The following is an 18711-nucleotide window of genomic DNA, read 5'->3' on the forward strand; positions in this document are numbered from 1 at the left end:
GTTTCTGTAGGCTGGCCAGGGTGGGAGCAATAATCTGGTTTATCGGCGCACTTGTCCTCGCTGGCTTAGAACTGGCGGTGGGAGAATTTACCCTGCTTATGCTTGGCGCAGCAGCACTTCTCACCGCTGGCGTTTCCCTTGCCGGGGTTCCTATCTGGGCGGAGCTTCTAAGCTTCGCCCTTTTTTCTGGAGCCCTGCTTTTCTTCCTAAGGCCCGCACTAAAAAGACGATTGCATAAGCCCGCTGCCTTGGATACCTCCATTAAGGCTCTCATTGGCCATAGTGCCGAAGTATTGGAAGACATCACCACCACACAAGGCCAAATTAAGCTTGATGGTTCAATTTGGTCTGCGCGCAGCTTAGATCCCGCCCACACCTTTGAGGCGGGAGATATTGTGAACGTTGTCAGCTTTGATGGTGCAACTGCTGTGGTGTGGAAAGAATACTGACATCGGCAGTACACACAAACTAATTCGGAGGAACCATGACAGGATTAATCCTTGCCGTAGTTTTCCTAGTTTTCATAGCAATAGTCGTAATTAAGTCTATAGCCTTGATTCCACAGGGTGAAGCGGCAGTCATTGAAAGACTGGGACGATATACCCGCACAGTGTCCGGCGGCCTGACAATTTTGGTCCCTTTTGTGGACCGCGTGCGTGCCAAGGTGGATACCCGTGAGCGCGTTGTATCCTTCCCGCCACAGGCAGTAATTACCCAAGATAACCTGACGGTGGCCATTGACATTGTGGTGACCTTCCAAATCAACGAGCCTGAGCGCGCTATTTATGGTGTTGATAACTACATTGTGGGTGTTGAGCAGATTTCCGTTGCCACCCTGCGTGATGTGGTCGGTGGCATGACCCTGGAAGAAACACTTACCTCCCGTGAAGTTATTAACCGCCGTCTGCGCGGAGAACTTGATGCTGCCACCACCAAATGGGGCCTGAGGATTAGCCGTGTGGAGCTCAAGGCGATTGATCCGCCACCATCTATCCAGCAGTCCATGGAAAAGCAGATGAAGGCGGACCGCGAAAAGCGTGCCACCATTTTGACCGCTGAAGGCCAGCGCGAAGCAGATATCAAAACTGCAGAAGGTGAAAAGCAGGCCAAGATTTTGCAGGCTGAGGGTGAAAAGCATGCAGCTATTTTGAATGCAGAGGCAGAGCGCCAAGCCATGATTTTGCGTGCAGAGGGTGAACGCGCTGCGCGTTATCTCCAAGCGCAGGGTGAAGCTCGTGCGATCCAAAAGATTAATGCTGCAATCAAGTCTGCAAAGCTGACACCAGAGGTTTTGGCCTATCAGTACTTGGAGAAGCTACCTAAGATTGCCGAAGGCAATGCCTCCAAGATGTGGGTTATCCCAAGCCAGTTCACCGATTCCCTGGAAGGTTTTGCCAAGCAATTTGCTACCAAGGATGCGGAGGGTGTTTTCCGTTATGAGCCCCAAAGCGTGGATGAAGAAACCCGCGATATTGCCAATGCCGATGACGTTAAAGACTGGTTCTCAACGGAGTCTGACCCTGAGATCGCAGCGGCTGTGGCGGCTGCAAACGCTGTGGCCAATAAGCCAGTAGATCCAGATCCTTCTGAACTGCTCATCTCTAAACGACGCGAGAAGCAACCAGAAATTGAAGCCCAAAATAACAGTGCACAAGCTGATTATTTCCCTGAAATTAAGCAGGGCGACCTAAACTAGGTTTTTAGGCATAAAAATGCTGTGTGGTGCCACCTCTTAGAGGTGGCACCACACAGCATTTTAGTTTTTAAAGCCTGCCAGCTTGCTCAATGAGGTTTACCGCTAGCTGCCAGCCCGCGGTTTCTGCTTGCCAGCCCGCAGCTTGAAGACGCTGAGACATCGCCTGCTTGGAGATTCCCAGTTCCTCGGCCGCTTCATTTTGGTTGAGCCCGGAGCGAACCAGTGAGGTTGCCTCGCGACCTTCCTGCGTGCGTTTAGACAGGACTTGGCCCATCAAGGTAAAAGCTGCAGAGATATTAAAGGCCTTGGGGTCATCGCGCTTGACACCAGCAATCCGCACTTTTACAGTGCCGGATTTTGCAGTGGGGCGTAGCGCTGCAGTCGCGGACTTTTTGGCGGCCTCAATATCTGCCTCCAGCTTTTTAGCTGCCTTAGGGTTGTTGGAAACATCGCTGAGTGGGTTCTCGGCGCGTGGAACAATTCCAATGCCAATTGCCCAGTCGCCTGCAGCAAGAAGTGCCATGACAACATCGCAGGTGGTTACAGCCGAGCTAATGTGAGCGCGGATTTCCTCCACGCCGATGATCTCGAATTCACCTGCACCCTCCAGGGTGGACAATGCCTCTGCGAAGCGGCGTACTAATTCTGCTCGTCGTGTATCGCGACCTCGGTACCTGGCATGAAGTGCCCACATGGATGGCATCCCCCTTTATGACGTGTGCTGCCTAAAATCCTTAACTACCTTTAAGTATCCTCATGATACCTCAGTTTGTCTATTTTCCAGACTTGACTGGTAACCTTTGATCCAAATAGATTCCGACTAGGCCTAAAACTGCCAAAATTGCGCTGAAAATAATTGCAGTCCAGTTACCCGTTCCGGTGACGGCATCTCCCAACACGACGGTAGCAATAGTGCCCGGTGCTGAGCCAATTAATGTGGCAATAGTAAAGGATATAGCCGGAACACTGGTTAAAGCAGCTGCATAATTTAGCACAAAAAATGGCACTGCGGCGATCATGCGAAGCGAAGCAATAGCAAGCCAGCCACGCTGCTCCAAGCGCACATTAATATTCTCCACGGCAGGATGTTTGAGTCGGGGAGCCATCCACTCACCCAAAAGCTTTCGCACAAGCAACAGGGAAATTAGTGCTGAGACTGTCGTTGCGCTTAAAGCTACAACTGTGCCGACCACTGGGCCGAATAATATTCCCGCAGTCAGGGTAAGAAAAGTGCGGGGAATGGGGAATTGTGTAATCGCAATATAAAGGACAAAGAATAAAAGAATGAAGGCATCGCCGGCATCTGTAGCCCAATCTCTGAGGACTGAGATTGAAGGGAGCTGGAAAAAGTAGGTAAATGCTACAAAGGCAATGAGTGCAATTGTGACAACTACTTTTTTGGTGATGCTCCAGGCCCGAATATGGTGCACAGCATCGCTAAAAGTGGTGGAAATAAAGTGGAAGAAGGTGCTGATACGAGTATTTAACCGAGCGGAAGTTTCCGCCGGGTCTTCTTTGTGAGCACGTTCCTGATCCATTCCTGACAGCTTACAACTAGCTACCTATCTACAATTAAGGCACCTAGTTTTCCTGCGGTAGGGCTGGAGGTTTCCACATTGCTAATTCCGGGTGGCTGCCGTCTCGGGTTGGAATGTAGCCCATTGAAACAAAGCCCAGACGCTGATAAAGCTGCGCTGCTCTGGTAGATGTTGCTTCCAAGTAGATGCCGGAGTTTCCCGCGCGGTCAAAACCATAATTCAGAAGCGCGGTTCCAATACCTTGTCCGCGAGCACTTTCTGGGGTGGCCAAGGTATAGAGATACCAATGGGGGAAATTTGGATGAAAGGTGCTGGAGTGCATCTCTGTCTTAATGACTTGCGCGGTGCCACGTCCAAAGATATTCCAGAGATCGGGGAGTGCTGCCAAGGATTCTGCAGCCTGTGGGCGACCCTCATAAAAGTCCCACAATGCCACACCGAGAGCCTCACCTTCATCGTTGAGGGCAAGATCGACATGTCCCGCGACGGCATATTGTTTCTTTAGCTCTAAGGTAAATAAAGCGCGGAGTTTTTCATTGTCGGGATCTGGTTGGGGAATCATCCTTAGGAAGGCAGGATCTGCGGCGAAGGCATCCACTAGAATGTCTACAATTTTGGGGTAGTGCGCTACCGTAGCCGGAATAATAGTAAAACTCATATTTTCCACCATAGTGAGGGATGACTTTTGAAGCTGGTTCAGATCATTAGCGAAGTGTGTGCGCCGTGGTGCAGCAATCTAGTGATGTTTCTCGCGCTCGGATTTGCTCTTGATGCCAACGCTGCAGGAATAGGCGCAGCATTTATGACCGGCATCATGCCCATGATTGGGTTGTTGTGGATGAAAAGTTGGGGAAAAGTCACTGACCACCACGTGACAAAAGCGGCTCAGCGCACGAAGGTCTTCGCCATGATTGCAGGCTTCCTTGCCCTCTTGTGCCTGTATCTGATCTTGGTTCCTACACCACGGGATATTTGGGTAGCTTTTGTTGCTGCGGTTGCCTTTATCGTGATTTATGCCTTTATTACCAAGGTGGTGGGGATCAAATTATCAGTTCATGTTGGTTTATGGGTGTGCGTCTACGGGTTTTTGGCTGTGACTATTTCACCGTGGTGGACAGTGGGTTTGTTGGCCACGCCAGCGGTATGGTGGGCTCGGGTGAAATTAGGCCATCACACCAATAAGGAAGCTGCAGTGGGCTTGCTTGTGGGCCTTGTACTGCTGGGGGTTGCGTCGAAAAGCATTTAAGTGGGGCACCGGCGGTGACCCAAATAGAAAAAATCTCCGACACAAAAGTGTCGGAGATTTAAAATTGTGCCCGGAGGGGGACTTGAACCCCCACGTCCGTTAATAGGACACTAGCACCTCAAGCTAGCGCGTCTGCCATTCCGCCACCCGGGCTGGGTGTGTGAGTACTTAAGTTAAAAAATTAACTCAAAGGCATAAGGTAAAGCCCTGACCTGTTAGACCAGGGCTTTGGGTACTGTCTCAACACAGTGTGCCCGGAGGGGGACTTGAACCCCCACGTCCGTTAATAGGACACTAGCACCTCAAGCTAGCGCGTCTGCCATTCCGCCACCCGGGCTGGGTGTGTGTTTTGGGGCTTATTGCCCTTTGCACGAGATAAACAATAGCCCGAAGCCTTAAAGGATTACAAATCTGCTGGTCAGTTCCCAGAAACCGGAAAATATTAGGGCCTTAAAAGGCTAGGGAAGTTACAAGGGTGTGAGTTCAGGGAGCTTGCAACCTAGTGCTTAAAGCTCTCTTTAAGCACGATTTTTCTGCCACGCTTCGGAGCTGGAGGTAGCTGTGACAGCGGACACTGGAAAATTCGGGTAGAACGGTGGCATGACTTCCTATATAGATCCAAAGTTTCCGGGCCCTGATCCTTATTCGCCACTGGGTGAGCACCCTAGCTTTCCGCTGAGCTCTACAGATTTCCAAGACGGAGAGAAGCTAAAAGAAGCGCAGCTGGGCGGCAATGATGTTTCTCCGCAGTTGGCCTGGTCTGACCTTCCTGCAGGAACGAAATCTCTAGCAATTACCTGCTTTGATCCTGATGCACCAACCGCTGCCGGTTATTGGCACTGGGCTGTGTTTAATATTCCCGCCACGGTGAGCGAAATTCCTACTGGCGCTGGCGATGAAACCCTTGGCGGTATCGAGGGTGTTGTTACGCTAAAGGGCGATTCTGGTAAGCGTGGCTACTATGGCGCGGAGCCTCCCCAAGGCCACGGACCACACCGTTATCTATTTGCGGTGCACGCTCTCGACGTGGAAAAGCTCGATATTGACCCCAGTGCTACCCCCACTGTCCTCGGTTTCAACCTCTATTTCCATACTCTTGGGCGTTCTATTGTGTGGGGATGGTACGAGAACTAGTAGGCTAACTCACATTATGAGTGCAGCAAAAGGTAAATTTCTCAGAAATATCAGCAGCTTGGACGATCGAGCCAGCTGGCGCCGGATCCCACCAGGAATTCGCGTAGGCGGTGCTTTTATGGCGCTGGGGCTTGTTTTGTTGGTCTTTGCAGCCATTGAGCTTTTTACCTCCGGAATTTTGCAGCCTTTTGTGATCACCCCGGGCTTCCTTCTTATTTTGTGCGCAGCGCTGATCCTCGGTGCCTTTGCCACCACCAGTAAATATGAACCAAGCTCCAAGACTCAGATTATTTCTTTGAGTATTGCAGTTGCCATGGTTATTGCCAGCCGCTTGCTGCCTACCACTGAGCTTTATGTGGTGGAGCAGTTCTGGCTGAGCGCCTGGGGCGTTGCAGCATTGATCTGTGGTCTGATTATTCGCCGTTCACAGATTCCTAAGTCCAGCTAGATTTTAAGGTCCGCAGCTAAGCCGCGGGGCCGCCAAGACGCCAACACATCAAGACGCCTAGCGGAGTTAACCCTACGGACCTGGCCAACTAGAGCCTTTAATTCAAGGCCAGCAACAGCAAAAAGCTCTCCTCCCAAGCGGGAGGAGCGCTTTTTGCTGGGCAAGTCCCAGTGAACCAGCAAGAACAGTCAGACGGCCTTCAAGTCAGATCGCCTTAAAGGCCCAAAGCGTGGTCTTGAACTAGTTCTTCCATTCCAATCCGCTGCCGATGGCCTCGGTGATATTGCGTAGACCGTGGGCGCGGATCTGCTCGGCAATGCCTAAGTGAATATCGCGAATCCAATCGGGGCCACCATAGATCAATGGAGTGTAGCCCTGTAGCAGGGCAGCGCCGGAGGTAATGCGCTCCCAAGCTTGTTCCGGGGTGCTAATGCCACCGACAGAAATCAGCACCAACTTGTCGCCCACACGGGCATAGAGGCGCTTGAGTACCTCAAGTGAGCGTGCAGCAACAGGAGCTCCAGAAATGCCACCGGCAGCCATTGCTTGCACTTCCGCAGCTGGGGTCTTTAGGCCTTCGCGGGAAACGGTGGTGTTGGTGGCCACAATGCCAGCCAACTTCAACTCCACCGCGAGATCAGCTACGGCATCGATATCTTCATCAGAAAGATCGGGGGCGATCTTCACCAGGACGGGAACATTGGTGGACTCTTGCACTGCTGCCAAAATTGGGCGCAGGGATTCCACCGCCTGCAGGTCGCGCAGACCCGGGGTGTTTGGAGAAGAGACGTTGACAACAAGGTAGTCGGCAAGATCGCCCAAGAGGGAAGCGGAACGACGGTAATCGTCCACTGCCTTTTCCGCCGGAACGACCTTGGTCTTACCGATGTTGATACCAATTACGTCCTTGGACTTACGGTTGCGCAAATTGGTAGCCACTTCAGCAGCGCCCAGATTATTAAAGCCCATGCGGTTCAAAATGGCCTTGTCGGCAGGCAGTCTAAACAAGCGTGGGGTGGGGTTTCCCGGCTGTGGGGAAGCGGTCACGGTGCCAAGCTCGGCGTAACCAAAACCAATAGCACCCCAGGCATCGGCCATGGATGCATTCTTATCAAAGCCCGCGGCAAGTCCCAGTGGACGAGGGAAGGTAACGCCAAAAACCTCTTGGGATAGCACATCATCATGCACGGCGATGATTTTTTCCATGCCACGATTTAGTGGCGCCAAAGTATGCACAATGCCAAGGCCATTATTCATAATTCCGTGGATGCGCTCCGGGCGAATGCGGAACATCACCTTGAGGCTGGCATCATAAACCACTTGGCGGACACGGCGGGCGGTGCTGGGCTTGCTCATGATAGTAACTCTTTCTTAAGAAGCGTTAGGGCTGATAACCTGCAGGCCAGCGCCGGTGGCGGAGGCTGCAACCAGGGTGGCGTCGCTAAGCACCACTATGTTTTGGGCATCGGAAACGGTGCTATAGCGCTGTTGTTCCTCGGGCACACCCGCAGAGATTTTATAACCAACAAGCGAATTTTCAGACAGGGAAGTAATCCATGCCAAAGCGTTGGTGGAATCCCAGGCCACAGCCCATGGATGGTCATCAACTGGCGCGGTCATCTGCAAGCGAATGACGTCATCAGCATTATAAATGGCAATCTGGCCGCCGATTTCATCAGAAACCACGAGCAAACCGTCCTCGCCACCGGCCATTTGACCTACGCCGAGACCAACGCGCAAGGTTGCACCCATTTTGTCATTGGGATAATCAACATCTTGAATGGTGGTATTTTCATTCCAGGTACGCACCACCGCATCGTGACGTTCATCCACCGGAACCGCAATGAGCTGGGTATTTGGCGCATCAACCTCAAAAGTCTCAGGATCCTCGCCCTCACGATAAATCGTCAAAGCAGCTTCCTGATCATTGCCCACCAAGAGCTCACTATCCGAGGTCAATGCTGCGACCGTGGCCGGCGCCTCAGTGGCGTGCAAGTCATCCAAACTTGGCGCCGCAGCGTCAATAAAATACACCCCATCGGCACAGGGGAGCAGGAAGGTACCACCGGTTGCAGTGAGGTCACCGCATTGCTTATCGACGTCAAGTTGCTGGGCCTCACCCTTTTCAATTTGGGCTAGGGTGCCAACACTTAAGGTCTGCGCGGTGCGCAGACCTAGGATGTCACCTTCGGCGACCTCCATATCAATGACCTGATCCTGGCCAGCAGGCAAAGAAATAATCCGACCATCGGGGTTTTCAGAAACAGGGGAAGCAACGGGAGTGGCCTTTCCCATGTCTGGAGTTTCGGTCACTTGCTGGGCACAAGAACTAAGCAAGAGGCCAGCGGAGGCCACCAAAGCAGTGGCTGAAAGTCGACGGTAAACACGGGATTGACGGCGCATATTCACAATTGTTCAGGTTACCAGGCGCCCCGGACACACCAAGTTAGAGGGAGACGTCATCAAGGGCTTGAGTAATAGGTGCCGGCAGCGTGACCGCTTCAGCCTTAAGCAGTTGAGTGAGCTGGTCCGAAGTCCTAGCGCCCACAATCACTGAGGTTACCCCCGGTCGATCGCGTACCCAGGTGGCAGCCGTAACTGCAGGACTAATGCCCAAACCAGTGGCCGCAGTATCCAGCGCATCGACAATCTTGGTGGAACGCAAATCCAAATACCCCTGAACCTCAGCATCACGACCAGAAGCTGCAGCTCGAGAATCTTGGGGAATCTCTGAGCGATATTTAGCTGTTAGGACACCTTGGCCCAGGGGAGCGCCAGCAAAAAAGCCCACTCCCAAGTGCTGGGTTGCGGGCAATAGCTCCTCCTCAGCGCGACGCACCAGCAAACTATATTCATTTTGTGCCACCACAATGGGGCGTGCTGACGCTGCCGCATGATTAGATGCTGCGTGTGTTACCGCTAGCTGCCAGCCAGCGTATCCGCGGACCCCGGCATAACGCACACGCCCAGTTCGCACGGCAAAGTCCAAGGTATCGGCCACTTCATGGGGAGGGGTGTTTTCATCCCAATAACCCACCGACCACAAATCCAAATAGTCGGTGCCCAGGGCATCTAAAGTGGCGTCTAATTGCGCAATGAGGTTGCGCCTAGAACAGTCCACCCGGCGACCAATGGGAAGTGCCGGATTTACCCCAGCACTAGAAGAAATAACCACCTCGGCGCGGCGTCCATGGGATTGGAAAATAGAACCCAACATTTGTTCTGCAGTGCCAGATGTATAGGTGGGGCTGACATCAATGAGTGTTCCCCCGGCTGAAATAAAGGAATTAAAAATTTCCCCGGCTTCATGCAGCTCGGTCCCGGAACCCCAGGTTGAGGTTCCCAAACCAAGCCTGGAGACCCGCAGGCCACTTGATCCCACCATTCGCTGTTTCACGCCAACCACACTACTTAGGCCACACGATAGTACGGTAGATCGGGTGAACGAACAGACAACTCTCCTCGCTTCCGCAGTGGAGCCCGCAGCAACTGAAAGTATGGGATGGGTCCAGACAATCGTTTTGTCTATCATCCAAGGCCTCACCGAATTTCTCCCGATTAGCTCCAGTGGCCACCTGCGCATCATTTCCGAATTGTTCTGGGGTGCTGATGCTGGTGCATCATTTACCGCTGTTATTCAGCTCGGAACTGAAGCAGCGGTATTGGTGTTTTTTGCCAAGGAAATCTGGCAGATCGCCACCGGTTGGTTCAAAGGGCTAGCCAACAAAGAAAAGCGTGGCCGTGACTACAAAATGGGCTGGATGATCATTGTCGCCACCATCCCAGTTGTGGTGCTTGGCGTGTTGGGCAAGGACCTCATTCGCGAGGCTCTGCGCAATATGTGGATCACCGCCACCGTGCTTATCCTTTTCTCCTTCGTCTTTATCTTGGCGGAGAAGATGGGCAAAAAAGATCGTGGATATGAAGAACTTAATATGAAAGACGCCATCGTCATGGGCCTGGCTCAGTGCTTGGCCTTGATCCCTGGTGTTTCTCGTTCCGGCGGTACGATCTCAGCTGGTTTGTTCCTCGGACTCAACCGTGAAGTTGCCGCAAAATTCTCCTTCCTCCTGGCAATTCCGGCCGTTTTGGGTTCTGGTCTGTATTCGCTTCCTGATGCATTTTCCCCAGAGGCAGGTCAGGCAGCGACTGGGTTGCAGCTAACCGTCGGTACTCTCATTGCCTTTGTCGTTGGTTATATTTCCATCGCCTGGCTAATGAAGTTTGTATCCAACCACTCCTTTAGCTGGTTTGCGGCTTATCGCATCCCAGTGGGCTTGATTGTGATGCTGCTTTTGGCATTGGGGTACCTCAACCCATAAATCCTTTTGTAAACTGGAATATTGCCCCGATCTTAAAGGTTGGACAATGCAGTGAACCGTGGCGCTTTAGGTTTTGTCTAAAGCGCCTTTGAATTCACTTGTCACGGAAATAGTCTCGGAAAGTAGATAGAGTTAACTCCATGCAATCTTGGCCCACCCCTGAAATCCCAGCTCTTGATGGCTCACCAGTGCCATTGAGGTTATTTGATACCGCTAATCAGGAGGTTCGCCCGGTTGACACCCCCGCCAGTGGCTCCGGAATCCCGGTAGGAATGTATGTCTGTGGCATTACTCCCTATGACTCCACCCACCTGGGACATGCTGCAACTTACCTTGCTTTTGACCTGATTTACCGTGTGCTTTTGGATAATGATCAGCAGGTTCACTATGTCCAAAACATCACCGATGTGGATGATCCACTATTCGAGCGCGCTGAACGTGATGGCGTGGATTGGCGCGAACTTGGCAGTAGCCAAATTGATCTTTTCCGCAGCGATATGACGGCACTGAGCATCATTCCACCGCAGGACTATATCGGCGCTATTGAATCCGTCGACGAGGTTATTGAGATGGTTCAGACCCTGTTGGACGAGGGTGCTGCCTATGTTGTAGATGACGCTGACTATCCCGATGTTTATGCCTCTGTGAATGCCACCGAGAACTTCGGTTATGAGTCCAATTACGATCGCGCCACCATGGAGCAGCTCTTTGCAGAGCGCGGTGGCGATCCCCAACGCGCTGGCAAGCGCAACCCACTGGATGCGTTGTTGTGGCGTGCTGCCCGTGAAGGTGAACCTAGCTGGGATTCACCTTTTGGACCTGGCCGCCCTGGCTGGCACATTGAGTGTTCCGCCATCGCCACCAACCGTTTGGGCCACACCTTCGATATTCAAGGTGGCGGCTCTGACCTGATCTTCCCGCACCATGAGTTTTCTGCAGCACATGCCGAGGCTGCGCACGGCGTAGAACGCATGGCCAAGCACTATGTTCATGCTGGCATGATCTCCCAAGATGGCGTGAAGATGTCCAAGTCTTTGGGCAACCTTGAATTTGTTTCCCGTTTGACCCAGGCAGGCCATGAACCTGCTGCTATCCGCTTGGGCGTCTACGCCAGCCACTACCGCGGAAACCGCGATTGGAATAATGAGGTTTTGGCCGCTGCAGAGCAGCGTTTAGTCAATTGGCGCGAGGCTGCACGTACCGCACAACGTGCGGAAGTCGCGGTGGCAACCGTCGAAAAGCTGCGTTTTCACCTGTCCAATGATTTAGATACTCCGGCGGCATTGGCGGAGATTGATGACTGGGCAGCGCAGGTAATTGCAGCTCAGCCTGAGAAAGCAGCTGCGGATGCGGAGTGGAATGAGGCTGGAAAAATTGTTGCAGCTGCCGTTGATGCGCTCCTTGGCGTGCGTCTTTAGAAGAATTCAGGAACAATAACAGCTATGAGCATTCGCGCCACTTTCCAGCCTACGGTTGATGAGTTCATTTCCACCCTCGAGGAATTTGCTACCGGTTCTTATCTCCAAGATGATGAAAAAGAATTCTGGGATGAGCCATTTGATGCCAAGGTCTTGCCGGATCTGCGCAAGATTTTGGAAAGGTACCTAGATGCACTCGATAAGGTGGGGGAAGCTCCAGAGCTTGATGAGGTCAACTCCATCGCTCAAAAAACCCTTGACGAGGTAGAAAAATTCAACACCAAGCATCATGGCGCTGTGGTTGAGCCAGAGGAAAAAGAAGAAATTTCCCAGCTCATGTTTGATGCCGCCAAGCTCACCGGTGCAAATGATCTTTCTGAAGAAGGATTCCCTGAGTTTGAGTAATTAGCTTTACTTCGCCCAGAAGAGTTCCCTGCAGTCCTTTCAAAAGGCTGCAGGGAATATTTTTTACCCTGGTGATTGGCGGAATTTAAGTTGCGCGGTGCAGTACTTCGACTAGCGCAGCTACCATGGCTTTCCACATCGCTTTGGTCGGCTCAATGGCCTCCTGATTTGCTAGGCGCCGATGTTGGAGGCCAAAACTGCTTTTATTGTCACCTTTGGCCTGGAAATTAACGCTGACTCGAGAATCATCGAGGTTCCACTTGGCATTAAAAGTTCGAGGTTCTGTGGCGGAGGTAGGAGTTAGGAGATCAGGCTCCAACCACTGGGCGCGAAGGTCATCATTGGCAAAATAGGCCCACAGCTGTGCCACTGGAATGGCAAGCGTCTTTGAGATATTGGTGGCAAACCCATCGCTTGTCATACCTCGGGCGCGCATCCCACGGTCATATTCATAACCTATGGCGATACCTTGTGCCCACCAACCTGAAACTTCAAAATTTTTGGATATATAAGCTGCTAGCTCGGTATGTGTCATAGTGGCTCCCTGGGCAGCATCCAAAATTTCGAGCCATTTCTTCCACGGTTTACCAGTTCCTTTGAGGATGGCCTCCGGAGAGATACCGGGAGAGGTATTGTCGTGCGGTGCCATCAGGACCTTTCAGAGTGGGTTGCATTTATGAGGGTTTGGGGAGGGCTATGGGGATAGCAAGGGTGCTGATGTATTGGGTTGCTGAGGTGCAGTTTAATAAAACTCGGGCTGGGAAGCGGGGTGAATTAGCTGGGGTGACTTTAAATACCTGTGAGTAAAATTACCCAAAAACTAAAGGATTTGGCTTAGCCGTACTAAGCTGTCTATCCAATGTCTACTACAGCTTTTATCCCAGCCTCTGCTGCACTTTTGAACCAGCCTGTGAACTCCGAGTTTTTGGAAGCTCTCAACAATTATGTGTTGATCGGCGACGGTGCCATGGGCACCCAATTGCAAGGTTTTGACCTTGATGTCGAAAAAGACTTCCTCAACCTCGAGGGCTGCAATGAGATCCTCAATCACACCCGTCCAGACGTATTGCGCAATATTCACCGCGCATATTTTGAGGCTGGCGCTGACCTCGTAGAAACCAATACCTTCGGCTGTAACCTGCCCAACCTGGCGGACTATGACATCGCTGACCGCTGCCGCGAGCTCGCCTATAAGGGCGCCGCTGTTGCTAGGGAAGTAGCCGATGAAATGGGTCCCGGACGCAATGGCATGCGTCGCTTTGTGGTCGGTTCACTAGGACCTGGTACCAAATTGCCTTCCCTGGGCCACGCACCTTATGCAGATCTCAAAGGCCACTACAAGGAAGCAGCACTGGGCATTATTGAGGGTGGCGGCGATGCCTTCCTCATCGAAACTGCGCAGGACCTTTTGCAGGTTAAAGCCGCAGTTCATGGCGTGCAAGAAGCAATGGCAGAGCTCAACACATACCTGCCCATCATTTGCCATGTCACCGTAGAAACCACCGGCACCATGCTAATGGGCTCTGAAATTGGTGCGGCACTGACCGCCCTGCAGCCTTTGGGCATTGACATGATTGGCCTCAACTGCGCCACCGGCCCAGATGAGATGAGCGAACACCTGCGCTACCTGTCCAAGCATGCCGATATTCCGGTATCTGTGATGCCGAATGCAGGCCTGCCAGTACTGGGCAAAAATGGTGCAGAATATCCCCTCGGCGCTGAAGAACTAGCCAAGGCGCTTTCGGGATTTGTCACCGACTACGGCCTGTCCATGGTTGGCGGCTGCTGTGGTACCACCCCAGCACATATTCGCGCAGTCCGCGATGCAGTGGTAGGTGTACCTGCAGCTGAAACCTCCTCCCTCCATGAGGTTCCAGCAGGTCCCGTTGAGCGTGGCGAGCGCACCATCGAGGTCGAAGATGCCGTGGCATCCCTATATACCTCTGTGCCACTTACACAAGAAACCGGCATCTCAATGATTGGTGAGCGCACCAACTCCAATGGCTCCAAGGCTTTCCGTGAGGCACTGCTCGCTGGTGACTGGGAAAAGTGCGTGGACATTGCCAAGCAACAAACCCGCGATGGCGCCCACATGCTGGACCTCTGCGTGGATTACGTCGGCCGCGATGGCACCAAGGACATGGCACAGCTCGCTTCCTTGCTAGCCACCAGCTCCACCTTGCCCATCATGATTGACTCCACGGAACCAGAGGTTATCCGCACTGGTCTGGAGCACCTTGGCGGACGCAGCATCGTCAACTCCGTGAACTTTGAAGATGGCGACGGCCCCGAATCGCGCTATCGCCGCATTATGGCCATGGTCAAGCAGCATGGCGCAGCGGTAGTGGCCCTGACCATCGATGAAGAAGGCCAGGCCCGTACCGCAGAGCATAAGATCCGGATCGCTGAGCGTCTTATCGAGGACATCACCACCAACTATGGCCTTGGTATCAATGACATTGTGGTTGACTGCCTTACCTTCCCCATTTCCACTGGCCAGGAAGAAACCCGCCGCGATGGCATCGAAACCATTGAGGCCATCCGGGAGCTGAAGAAGCGCTACCCAGATATTCACACCACCTTGGGCCTATCCAATATTTCCTTTGGCCTCAACCCAGCAGCACGCCAGGTGCTCAACTCGGTGTTCCTCCACGAGTGCATCCAAGCAGGTCTGGACTCTGCCATTGCGCACAGCTCCAAGATTTTGCCCATGAACCGCATTGATGAGCGTCAGCGCGAAGTCGCCCTGGATATGGTCTATGACCGCCGCCGCGAAGGTTATGATCCGCTGCAAGAATTCATGCAGCTCTTTGAAGGTGTATCTGCAGCCGACGCCAAAGATGCGCGCGCGGAGCAGCTTGCTGCCATGCCGCTTTTTGAGCGCCTTTCACAGCGCATTATCGACGGCGATAAGAAGGGCTTGCATGAGGACCTTGACGCCGGCATGAAAGAGAAATCCCCACTGGCAATCATCAATGAGGACCTCCTCAATGGTATGAAAACCGTGGGTGAGCTCTTTGGTTCGGGCCAAATGCAGCTGCCTTTTGTGTTGCAGTCTGCTGAAACCATGAAGGCAGCTGTTGCTTACCTCGAGCCTTTTATGGAAGAGGAAGCAGCCGCCAACGGCGAGGAAAAGGCAGACGGCAAGGGCCGCATCGTGCTGGCCACGGTTAAGGGCGATGTGCATGACATCGGCAAGAACCTGGTGGATATCATCTTGTCCAATAACGGCTATGACGTAGTCAACCTCGGCATTAAGCAGCCACTCTCCGCCATGCTAGAGGCCGCAAACACCCACCGTGCAGATGCCATCGGGATGTCTGGCCTCTTGGTGAAGTCCACTGTGGTGATGAAGGAAAACCTGCAGGAGCTCAACCACGCCAACGCAGCTGATTATCCAGTCATCCTGGGTGGCGCAGCGCTGACCCGCACCTATGTGGAAAATGATCTCGCCGAGGTCTACCAGGGCGATGTTTATTATGCCCGCGATGCCTTCGAAGGCCTGCGCCTGATGGATGAGATCATGGCAGAAAAACGAGGCGGGGGAATTGACCCAACCTCCCCTGAAGCCATCGCTGCTGCAGAGAAGAAGGCAGAGCGTAAGGCTCGAAATGAGCGCTCCCGCAGGATCGCCGCTGAGCGTAAGGCTAAGGCCGAGCCAGTGGTCGTACCAGCGCGTTCCGACGTCTCCCTCGACACTCCAATCGCACAGCCACCTTTCTGGGGCACTCGCATTGTTAAGGGCTTGCCTTTGGCGGAATACCTGGGCAACCTCGATGAACGCGCACTGTTCATGGGGCAGTGGGGACTAAAATCCACCCGCGGTGGTGAAGGTCCGAGCTATGAGGAATTGGTGGAAACTGAGGGCCGTCCCCGTCTGCGTTATTGGCTAGACCGCCTCAAATCAGAGGGTATCTTGGACCATGTGGCACTGGTCTACGGCTATTTCCCAGCCGTTGCTGAAGGCGATGAAATCCTGATTTTGGAATCCCCAGAACCAGAGTCACCAGTGCGCATGCGCTTTAAGTTCCCGCGCCAGCAGCGTGGTCGCTTCCTGTGCATCGCAGACTTCATTCGCCCCCGCGATCAGGCCATTAAGGATGGCCAGGTGGATGTATTCCCATTCCAGCTGGTCACCATGGGTGATCCCATCGCGCAATTTGCCAATAACCTTTTTGAGGCCAATGAGTACCGCGAGTACCTCGAGGTTCACGGCGTCGGCGTGCAGCTGACGGAAGCCTTGGCGGAATACTGGCATGCCCGCATTCGCAGCGAGCTTAAGCTCAGCGATGGTCGCACCGCCGGCGATGATGATCCAGAAGATAAGAATAAATTCTTTGATCTGGACTACCGCGGAGCTCGTTTCTCCTTTGGTTATGGCTCCTGCCCAGACCTGGAGGACCGCGCAAAATTGGTGGAGTTGCTCGAGCCAGAGCGCATCGGCGTGACTCTGTCTGAGGAATTACAGCTGCACCCAGAGCAGTCAACAGACGCCTTTGTGCTCTATCACCCCGACGCAAAATACTTTAACGTTTAGCGTCTTTGATCCCGGCAACGTTGCACTTTGCCGGGATCCCATTAAGGTTGACGGCATGATCAAGGCGATTTTCTGGGACATGGACGGCACGATGGTGGATTCGGAGCCACAGTGGGGCATAGCTACCTACGAGCTCAGCGAGTCCATGGGACGTCGGCTAACCCCAGAGCTGCGCGAGCTCACCGTCGGCTCGAGCCTGCCACGCACCATGCGCATTTGCGCGCAGCACGCAGGCATTGAGGTTTCAGAGGAGGATTACGAGCGCTACCGCGCTGCGATTTTCACCCGCGTTCATGAGCTTTTCGACGAAACCCTCGCGCCCAATCCTGGAGTTCGCCCCCTCCTTAAAGAATTAAAAGAGCTGGGCATTCCAATGGTGGTAACCACCAACACCGAGCGCGAGCTCGCAGATCGTTCCATCGCTGCAGTGGGCAATGAATTTTTTATCGATTCCATTGCTGGTGATGAAGTCGCGTCCCCCAAGCCAGCACCTGATATGTATCTGGAAGCAGCTCGCCGCGTAGGCCTGGATACCTCTGAGTGCCTCGTTTTTGAGGATTCTTTTAATGGCATGACTGGCGCCATTAACGCTGGCTGCGTAGTTATTGGACTGCATCCAGAAGAGGTGGAAGCACCAGCAGGGGTGGTGCCACTTCGGGAACTTCATGGTTCAAACTCTTTTGAGGGTGTCACTGCAGAGATGGTGGGGCAGTGGTTTGCTGAAATTCGTGCTGTGCGAGTTAGTTCCTAAGTCAATCAAAAGTAGGGACACGAATTTATAGCTCCCCCAAAAGCACATCCACAGGTGTGATGTGGAAGAATGTACCGAGTGAAGACATTTGACTCGCTGTATGAAGAACTTCTTAACCGCGCCCAGACTCGCCCTGAGGGATCTGGAACTGTAGCTGCCTTAGATAAAGGTATCCATCATGTGGGCAAGAAGGTCATCGAAGAGGCCGGAGAGGTCTGGATTGCAGCCGAGTACGAGACCGATGAAGAACTAGCTGGAGAAATCTCCCAGCTTATTTATTGGACTCAGGTCATCATGGTTGCCCGTGGCTTGAAGCCCGAAGATATCTACAAGAACCTGTAGGAGATTTAAGCAATCATGTTGAAAATTGCCGTCCCTAACAAGGGATCCCTGTCCGAGCGCGCCATGGAAATCCTTGCAGAAGCAGGATATGCCGGTCGCGGTGACGCAAAGTCCCTCAACGTCTTGGATGAAGCAAACAAGGTAGAGTTTTTCTTCCTGCGTCCTAAAGACATTGCCATCTACGTTGCTGGTGGCCAGCTTGATCTGGGCATTACTGGTCGCGATCTAGCTAAAGATTCCCGTGCCGACGTGCATGAGGTTTTGTCCCTTGGTTTTGGATCTTCCACCTTCCGCTATGCTGCTCCAGCTGGCGAAGAGTGGTCCGTCGAAAAGCTGCAGGGTAAGCGCATTGCAACCTCTTACCCGAACTTGGTGCGTGACCACCTGGCTGCGCGCGGTATTACCGCTGACGTGCTGCGCCTTGATGGCGCCGTTGAGGTATCAATCAAGTTGGGCGTGGCAGATGCCATCGCCGACGTGGTCTCCACCGGACGCACCCTGCGTCAACAGGGCCTTGAGCCTTTTGGTGAGCCTTTGTGCACCTCAGAGGCAGTGATTGTGGGGCGCCGCGATGAGAAGGTCACCCCTGAGCAGCAGATTTTGTTGCGTCGTATCCAGGGCATTTTGCACGCGCAGAATTTCCTCATGCTGGACTACAACGTGGATCGCGACAATCTGGCGGCTGCAACTGCTGTCACCCCAGGTCTTTCCGGCCCAACTGTGTCGCCACTAGCTCGCGATAATTGGGTTGCAGTGCGCGCAATGGTTCCACGTCGTTCCGCCAACGCCATTATGGATAAGTTGGCAGGAATTGGTGCCGAGGCTATTTTGGCTTCAGAAATCCGCATCGCACGTATCTAGGCCAAAGTTAAAA

19 protein-coding genes and 2 tRNA genes are annotated in these 18711 nt (G+C 53.1%); 12 read left to right on the forward strand and 9 right to left on the reverse strand.

Annotated elements, in window-relative coordinates:
- Positions 1-20: 20 nt before the first annotated feature.
- Positions 21-449 (forward strand): NfeD family protein, encoded by a 429-nt coding sequence (locus SFC07_RS08255; protein ID WP_411207763.1) that lies wholly within the window; start codon positions 21-23, stop codon positions 447-449.
- Positions 450-484: 35 nt separating this feature from the next.
- Positions 485-1696: an SPFH domain-containing protein gene (locus SFC07_RS08260; RefSeq protein WP_411207764.1), complete on the forward strand. Its 1212-nt coding sequence runs from the start codon at positions 485-487 to the stop codon at positions 1694-1696.
- A 67-nt stretch (positions 1697-1763) separates the two neighbouring features.
- On the opposite strand, the gene SFC07_RS08265 is transcribed toward SFC07_RS08260, so the two are convergent.
- From SFC07_RS08265 to SFC07_RS08275, 3 genes are all read right to left on the reverse strand, one after another.
- Positions 1764-2390 carry a MarR family transcriptional regulator gene (locus tag SFC07_RS08265; RefSeq protein WP_411207765.1) on the reverse strand — a complete coding sequence of 209 codons (627 nt, stop codon included), beginning with the start codon at positions 2388-2390 and terminating at the stop codon, positions 1764-1766.
- A gap of 79 nt (positions 2391-2469) precedes the next feature.
- Positions 2470-3234 carry a TVP38/TMEM64 family protein gene (locus SFC07_RS08270; protein ID WP_411207766.1) on the reverse strand — a complete coding sequence of 255 codons (765 nt, stop codon included), beginning with the start codon at positions 3232-3234 and terminating at the stop codon, positions 2470-2472.
- Between the two features lie 43 nt (positions 3235-3277).
- Entirely contained in the window at positions 3278-3892 is a 615-nt protein-coding gene (locus tag SFC07_RS08275) for a GNAT family N-acetyltransferase (RefSeq protein WP_411207767.1), read from the reverse strand.
- 27 nt (positions 3893-3919) lie between these two features.
- Here SFC07_RS08275 and SFC07_RS08280 point away from each other — a divergent pair, with 27 nt between their 5' ends.
- Positions 3920-4480: a phosphoesterase gene (locus SFC07_RS08280; RefSeq protein WP_411207768.1), complete on the forward strand. Its 561-nt coding sequence runs from the start codon at positions 3920-3922 to the stop codon at positions 4478-4480.
- A 67-nt stretch (positions 4481-4547) separates the two neighbouring features.
- On the opposite strand, the gene SFC07_RS08285 is transcribed toward SFC07_RS08280, so the two are convergent.
- Together SFC07_RS08285 and SFC07_RS08290 are read right to left on the reverse strand one after the other, a co-directional pair.
- Positions 4548-4633, reverse strand: a tRNA-Leu gene (locus SFC07_RS08285).
- A 98-nt stretch (positions 4634-4731) separates the two neighbouring features.
- Positions 4732-4817 (reverse strand) — tRNA-Leu (locus SFC07_RS08290).
- Between the two features lie 263 nt (positions 4818-5080).
- Between SFC07_RS08290 and SFC07_RS08295 the strand changes: the two genes are divergently transcribed.
- Together SFC07_RS08295 and SFC07_RS08300 are read left to right on the forward strand one after the other, a co-directional pair.
- Complete coding sequence (locus tag SFC07_RS08295; protein ID WP_411207769.1) at positions 5081-5614, forward strand: YbhB/YbcL family Raf kinase inhibitor-like protein; 534 nt, start codon at positions 5081-5083, stop codon at positions 5612-5614.
- A 16-nt stretch (positions 5615-5630) separates the two neighbouring features.
- Positions 5631-6062: a hypothetical protein gene (locus SFC07_RS08300; RefSeq protein WP_411207770.1), complete on the forward strand. Its 432-nt coding sequence runs from the start codon at positions 5631-5633 to the stop codon at positions 6060-6062.
- A 240-nt stretch (positions 6063-6302) separates the two neighbouring features.
- On the opposite strand, the gene SFC07_RS08305 is transcribed toward SFC07_RS08300, so the two are convergent.
- The 3 genes from SFC07_RS08305 to SFC07_RS08315 are packed head-to-tail and all read right to left on the reverse strand — an operon-like array spanning position 6303 to position 9447.
- Positions 6303-7418, reverse strand: a complete 1116-nt coding sequence (locus SFC07_RS08305; protein ID WP_411207771.1) for a quinone-dependent dihydroorotate dehydrogenase — start codon at positions 7416-7418, stop codon at positions 6303-6305.
- A gap of 15 nt (positions 7419-7433) precedes the next feature.
- Entirely contained in the window at positions 7434-8465 is a 1032-nt protein-coding gene (locus tag SFC07_RS08310) for a hypothetical protein (protein ID WP_411207772.1), read from the reverse strand.
- Positions 8466-8508: 43 nt separating this feature from the next.
- On the reverse strand, positions 8509-9447 hold the full coding sequence (locus SFC07_RS08315) for an aldo/keto reductase (protein ID WP_411207864.1): 939 nt from the start codon (positions 9445-9447) through the stop codon (positions 8509-8511).
- Between the two features lie 112 nt (positions 9448-9559).
- On the opposite strand from SFC07_RS08315, the gene SFC07_RS08320 reads away from it, so the two are divergent.
- The 3 genes from SFC07_RS08320 (at position 9560) to SFC07_RS08330 (ending at position 12207) form a co-directional block, all read left to right on the forward strand.
- Complete coding sequence (locus tag SFC07_RS08320; protein ID WP_411207865.1) at positions 9560-10384, forward strand: undecaprenyl-diphosphate phosphatase; 825 nt, start codon at positions 9560-9562, stop codon at positions 10382-10384.
- A 140-nt stretch (positions 10385-10524) separates the two neighbouring features.
- Positions 10525-11802 (forward strand): cysteine--1-D-myo-inosityl 2-amino-2-deoxy-alpha-D-glucopyranoside ligase, encoded by a 1278-nt coding sequence (gene mshC / locus SFC07_RS08325; protein WP_411207773.1) that lies wholly within the window; start codon positions 10525-10527, stop codon positions 11800-11802.
- Between the two features lie 24 nt (positions 11803-11826).
- A complete protein-coding gene (locus SFC07_RS08330; RefSeq protein WP_411207774.1) occupies positions 11827-12207 on the forward strand; it encodes a hypothetical protein in 381 nt (126 codons plus the stop codon).
- An 85-nt stretch (positions 12208-12292) separates the two neighbouring features.
- Here SFC07_RS08330 and SFC07_RS08335 read toward each other — a convergent pair whose 3' ends face one another.
- Complete coding sequence (locus SFC07_RS08335) at positions 12293-12856, reverse strand: hypothetical protein (RefSeq protein ID WP_411207775.1); 564 nt, start codon at positions 12854-12856, stop codon at positions 12293-12295.
- A gap of 318 nt (positions 12857-13174) precedes the next feature.
- Here SFC07_RS08335 and metH point away from each other — a divergent pair, with 318 nt between their 5' ends.
- The 4 genes from metH to hisG all read left to right on the forward strand — a co-directional run bounded on the left by metH (position 13175) and on the right by hisG (position 18698).
- Positions 13175-16744 carry a methionine synthase gene (gene metH, locus SFC07_RS08340; protein WP_411207866.1) on the forward strand — a complete coding sequence of 1190 codons (3570 nt, stop codon included), beginning with the start codon at positions 13175-13177 and terminating at the stop codon, positions 16742-16744.
- Positions 16745-16799: 55 nt separating this feature from the next.
- Positions 16800-17495: an HAD family hydrolase gene (locus SFC07_RS08345; RefSeq protein WP_411207776.1), complete on the forward strand. Its 696-nt coding sequence runs from the start codon at positions 16800-16802 to the stop codon at positions 17493-17495.
- Between the two features lie 69 nt (positions 17496-17564).
- A complete protein-coding gene (locus SFC07_RS08350) occupies positions 17565-17837 on the forward strand; it encodes a phosphoribosyl-ATP diphosphatase (RefSeq protein ID WP_211208095.1) in 273 nt (90 codons plus the stop codon).
- Positions 17838-17852: 15 nt separating this feature from the next.
- Positions 17853-18698, forward strand: coding sequence for an ATP phosphoribosyltransferase (hisG, locus tag SFC07_RS08355; RefSeq protein ID WP_411207777.1), 846 nt, complete (start codon positions 17853-17855; stop codon positions 18696-18698).
- Positions 18699-18711 lie beyond the last annotated feature (13 nt).

Source organism: Corynebacterium callunae, from assembly GCF_046592015.1.
Lineage (GTDB): Bacteria > Actinomycetota > Actinomycetes > Mycobacteriales > Mycobacteriaceae > Corynebacterium > Corynebacterium callunae_A.

Coding starts and splice junctions, on each gene's coding strand:
- SFC07_RS08260 (WP_411207764.1), top strand. CDS start 485: ATGACAGGATTAATCCTTGCCGTAGTTTTCCTAGTTTTCATAGCAATA.
- SFC07_RS08265 (WP_411207765.1), bottom strand. CDS start 2,390: ATGTGGGCACTTCATGCCAGGTACCGAGGTCGCGATACACGACGAGCA.
- SFC07_RS08270 (WP_411207766.1), bottom strand. CDS start 3,234: ATGGATCAGGAACGTGCTCACAAAGAAGACCCGGCGGAAACTTCCGCT.
- SFC07_RS08275 (WP_411207767.1), bottom strand. CDS start 3,892: ATGAGTTTTACTATTATTCCGGCTACGGTAGCGCACTACCCCAAAATT.
- SFC07_RS08295 (WP_411207769.1), top strand. CDS start 5,081: ATGACTTCCTATATAGATCCAAAGTTTCCGGGCCCTGATCCTTATTCG.
- SFC07_RS08300 (WP_411207770.1), top strand. CDS start 5,631: ATGAGTGCAGCAAAAGGTAAATTTCTCAGAAATATCAGCAGCTTGGAC.
- SFC07_RS08305 (WP_411207771.1), bottom strand. CDS start 7,418: ATGAGCAAGCCCAGCACCGCCCGCCGTGTCCGCCAAGTGGTTTATGAT.
- SFC07_RS08310 (WP_411207772.1), bottom strand. CDS start 8,465: ATGCGCCGTCAATCCCGTGTTTACCGTCGACTTTCAGCCACTGCTTTG.
- SFC07_RS08315 (WP_411207864.1), bottom strand. CDS start 9,447: ATGGTGGGATCAAGTGGCCTGCGGGTCTCCAGGCTTGGTTTGGGAACC.
- SFC07_RS08320 (WP_411207865.1), top strand. CDS start 9,560: ATGGGATGGGTCCAGACAATCGTTTTGTCTATCATCCAAGGCCTCACC.
- mshC (WP_411207773.1), top strand. CDS start 10,525: ATGCAATCTTGGCCCACCCCTGAAATCCCAGCTCTTGATGGCTCACCA.
- SFC07_RS08330 (WP_411207774.1), top strand. CDS start 11,827: ATGAGCATTCGCGCCACTTTCCAGCCTACGGTTGATGAGTTCATTTCC.
- SFC07_RS08335 (WP_411207775.1), bottom strand. CDS start 12,856: ATGGCACCGCACGACAATACCTCTCCCGGTATCTCTCCGGAGGCCATC.
- metH (WP_411207866.1), top strand. CDS start 13,175: ATGGGCACCCAATTGCAAGGTTTTGACCTTGATGTCGAAAAAGACTTC.
- SFC07_RS08345 (WP_411207776.1), top strand. CDS start 16,800: ATGATCAAGGCGATTTTCTGGGACATGGACGGCACGATGGTGGATTCG.
- SFC07_RS08350 (WP_211208095.1), top strand. CDS start 17,565: ATGTACCGAGTGAAGACATTTGACTCGCTGTATGAAGAACTTCTTAAC.
- hisG (WP_411207777.1), top strand. CDS start 17,853: ATGTTGAAAATTGCCGTCCCTAACAAGGGATCCCTGTCCGAGCGCGCC.